Source organism: Daejeonella sp., from assembly GCF_044232565.1.
GTDB lineage: Bacteria > Bacteroidota > Bacteroidia > Sphingobacteriales > Sphingobacteriaceae > Daejeonella.
This window is the reverse complement of the sequence record NZ_JBIILQ010000234.1, coordinates 1-4,170: the sequence shown is the minus strand read 5'-3', so window position 1 is coordinate 4,170 and position 4,170 is coordinate 1. Positions and strand designations below refer to the sequence as shown.

General features: G+C 40.1%; 3 protein-coding genes. 2 read left to right on the top strand and 1 reads right to left on the bottom strand.

The features are described from left to right. On the bottom strand, nt 1-366 hold a 366-nt coding region (locus tag ACILQF_RS11110; RefSeq protein WP_395627477.1), incomplete at its 3' end, for a hypothetical protein. Between ACILQF_RS11110 and ACILQF_RS11105 the strand changes: the two genes are divergently transcribed. Both ACILQF_RS11105 and ACILQF_RS11100 read left to right on the top strand, forming a co-directional pair. Continuing rightward, nucleotides 359-2,857, top strand: coding sequence for an SLBB domain-containing protein (locus ACILQF_RS11105; protein WP_395627476.1), 2,499 nt, complete (start codon nt 359-361; stop codon nt 2,855-2,857). The genes ACILQF_RS11110 and ACILQF_RS11105 overlap by 8 nt on opposite strands. 1 nt (nt 2,858) lies before the next feature. After that, nucleotides 2,859-3,968, top strand: coding sequence for a Wzz/FepE/Etk N-terminal domain-containing protein (locus tag ACILQF_RS11100; protein ID WP_395627475.1), 1,110 nt, complete (start codon nt 2,859-2,861; stop codon nt 3,966-3,968). Nucleotides 3,969-4,170: the final 202 nt, after the last annotated feature.

The window sequence follows — 4,170 nt, the reverse complement described above, 5'->3', positions numbered from 1 at the left end:
CTTTTGTTTCTTTTGGCCTTCAAAAGAAAGAGAATTCAAGGTATATTGATGATTTTCCCGCTCATAGCCGCGGAGGCCTAGTTCTTTTCCTGTAGCAGAAAAGAACCAAAATGCCACCGCTGCGTCTAATGCTGTGAAAGGTTGTGGGTTGGCTAATGTGGTACGTGCCGCACCAGCCAAGGCGGAAGAAAGGTGAACGAAGGACAGTGAGTGGACGATTTGTGGTGGGTTTGATTTAGAGTTTTCAAAAACAAATTTACATACCACTGCCCGAATAACGATAAAGTAGATAATTCCATCACCCAAATAAAAACATAACCACAATTTCCTTACTTTTACGGAATTGAAAATTTTTACGATGAACAAACTATTTAAACTATTCAGTCTTTTACTGTTTTTAAGCATCAGCATGCCGGTTTTGGCGCAAGTAAATCCCCAAAACTTGAGCAATGTTCGTGTGGATGAGCTAAGTGATGATCAGGTGCGTGCTTTCATGCGCCAGGTAGAGTCGAGCGGAATGGGAGAGGCACAGTTAGAACAAATTGCACAAGCGCGTGGCATGAGCCCTGCAGAGGTTGGTAAATTGCGTGCCCGTGTAGAAAAATTAAAATCAAGTGGCGCTAAATCTGCCAATCCTGATAAAGTACAATCACAAAATAATGGCCGCGAGCTTAATTACGATGAAGAAAAGCCAGCAGTAGAAAAAACGCCGGAAAGCGAAGCCGAAAAAGCACTCCTAGAGCTTCGTGCGAAGCTATTTGGTGCTGACCTATTCAAAAATAAAAAGCAAACTTTTGAGCCTAACCTCAACATAGCAACTCCTAAAGGCTATGTAATTGGTCCCAACGACCAGCTCTTAATCGACTTAAGCGGTAATTCTGAAGCTTCTTACGATTTAAGGGTGAGTCCCGAAGGCAGTATAAAAATACAATACGTAGGCGTAGTGCCCCTTTCTGGCCTAACTATTGAAGCAGCTACCACACGCATTAAATCAAGAATGTCTGCCGTGTACGCAGGTATCAAAACCGGCAATACCCGCTTAAATGTGGCTATTGGTAATATCAGAAGCATTAAAGTAATCCTAACCGGCGAAGTTATTACGCCAGGCACGTATACCCTATCCTCCTTGGCTACGGTGTTTAATGCACTGTACTCATCCGGCGGACCGACGCAAAACGGATCTTTTAGAGCCATTGAATTGATACGTTCAGGCAAGAAAATTGCCGTTTTAGATATCTATGAATTTTTAATGAAGGGCGAAATAGCCACTAACTATAAATTACAAGATCAAGATGTGATACGTATTCCCGTGTACCAATCGCGCATCGAGCTAGTTGGCGAAGTAAAAAGACCAGGTATTTATGAGTTGAAAGCTGGCGAAACATACAGCAATCTCCTCAATTATGCCGGTGGCTTTACCGAAAATGCCTATCAGGCACGAGTGAAAGTATTGAAAAATACCGATACCGAGCGTAAGATTTCCAATATCTCTAAAGAGCAATTTACAAGCTACCTGCCTACCAGTGGCGATAAATACTTTGTAGAACGCGTGCTAGAGCGCTTCGAAAATCGCGTACAAATTGAAGGGGCGGTATTCAGACCGGGAGCTTATGAATTAGAAACGGGAATGAAGCTTTCTCAATTGATACAAAAAGCCGACGGACTGAAAGAAGACGCCTTTATGCCGAGGGGCTATTTGACCAGATTAAAAGTAGATAATCAAACACAGTTGATTTCCTTTGATGTGGCCGCAATTATTTCAGGTAAAACACCAGACATCAGCCTGCAGCGTGAAGACCTCATCAGCATCTCCTCCATATTCGACCTTCAAGAAGAATTTAAGGTAAGCATTGATGGGGAAGTAAGAGGCCCCGGAACCTATAAGTACGCACAAAACATGACCCTCGAAGAATTAATCATTCAGGCAGGTGGATTCTCCGAAAGTGCAAGCCCGCAGCGTATTGAAATCTCCAGACGAGTTAAATCCTCTGATCAAAACTCTGAAGCGGCTAAAACTGCTGAGGTTTTCCAAATAAACATTGAAAAGGACCTCAACCTTTCTGTCCCTAAATTTGAACTCCAGCCCTTTGATATCGTTTCGGTACGTAGTTCCATAGGTTATGAGATACAAAAGCAAGTAAAAATTGAAGGTGAAGTACTATACCCGGGTATGTATAGCATCAGCAATAAGAATGAACGGGTTTCCGACTTGGTAGAACGTGCCGGTGGTTTAACAGCCTTGGCTTATACCAAGGGGGCTTCTTTAAAGCGTGAAGGATTAAGTAAATTGAGAGGATTGAATAAAAATGATGCGAAAGCGCAAGAAGAATTGGCCGAAGAAGAGAAGGCTAAATTAAATCAATTGAAGCGTTTGCAAGCCAATGCTGCAGACTCAAGCTTAGCAGTTAAGGAAGATGAAATATTAAATAATGTATATGTGGGGATTAACTTGGAGAAAATCCTAGCAGCGCCAAAATCTTCTGCCGACTTGATTTTAGAGGAAGGTGATGTATTGCGTATCCCTAAAGAATTGCAAACCGTAAAGGTTAATGGCGCGGTGCTCTACCCGGTAACTACCAGCTTCAGTCAAGGAAGATCTTTTAAATATTATGTGTCACAGGGTGGTGGATTTTCAGAAAAATCGACAAGAAAACGTTCTTATGTCATTTATGCCAATGGCTCGGTGCGAAGTACAAGAAAGGTATTTCTATTTAATAATTACCCAAGTATAGAACCTGGAGCAGAGGTATTTGTGCCGAAAAAGGATGCCAGGAAAGCAGTATCTGCAGGCGAAATTGTAGGTATCTCTAGTGCTTTAGCGTCTATGGCAATCATTATTTTAAATTTGGTGAAGTAAGATGAACACGAATAATCTGCAAAAGGAACCGAATCAAATTTCAGCTGCTAATATAGATTCAGATGAAATTTCATTAAAGGAGCTGATCATAAAGCTGCAAGAATGGTGGAGCTATTTATTGGGCCAATGGAAATTAATCATCTTGGTTGCTTTTATAGGTAGTTTATTGGGATTGGGCTATGCTTTTACACAAAAGCCTATTTATAAAGCGGAATTTAGCTTTGTGCTAGAAGATGAAAAATCTGGTGGTGGCTTAGGTGGTGCTTTAGGTTTAGCGAGTCAATTTGGCTTAGACCTAGGTGGCGGCGGTGGCGGCGGAATATTTGCCGGCGATAATTTACTGGAATTGATGAAATCCAGATCTATGGTGCAAAAAGCACTTTTGAGTCCGATTAGTGTTAATGGCAAAAGCCAAAGCTTAGGCGATTATTATATTTTATTTAGAGAAATGCGCGATGATTGGGAAGATAAGCCTCAATTAGAAAATTTAGGCTTTGCTATTCTTGCAGATCCATCTAAATTTAATAGAGCGCAAGACAGTATTCTAATGGAAATCCATGAAGAGATTATTAAAAATTTCTTAACGGTGGCCAAAATTGACAAAAAGCTAAGCATTTTAAAGGTTTCTGTCCAAACAGAAAGTGAAAGTTTTTCAAAAGCATTTACTGAAGCTTTAGTGAGCGAGGTATCTCAATTTTATGTAGAAACCAAGACTAAAAAATCGACCACAAATGTGGCTATTCTTCAACATCAAACGGATTCGGTACGTAATCAATTGAACCGTGCCATTTCGGGTGTGGCGCAATCAAATGATGCTATACCTAATTTAAATGCTTCAAGACAAATTTTACGCAGCTCGGGCCAACAAAGACAAATTGATGTGCAAGCGAATACAGCTATTCTTACCGAATTGGTAAAGAATTTGGAACTTTCTAAATTATCATTACGTAAAGAAACTCCGCTAATCCAAGTTATTGATAAACCGATATTGCCTTTACCGGTGGAGAAATTTGGGAAATCAAAGGGTATACTATTGGGAGGATTTCTAGCTGGGTTTTTAGTAGTAATAGGACTTATTGGTAGACGGGTATTTCAGGCCTTAACAGAGTAATATTGGCGAGGGTTTAGGTTCTAGAAATTTGAAAGACTTATTGAGATCTTGTCGAAATGTTCTCGAAACCTCCTACCTTACTAATAAGTAGGAATCTTGAACAATTTATAACTATAAATTTTGTGGGCCAGACCAACAAAGCACAATTACAGATATATCTAAATCACTAATTTATTGATTTAAAGCAATAAATAGATTTATA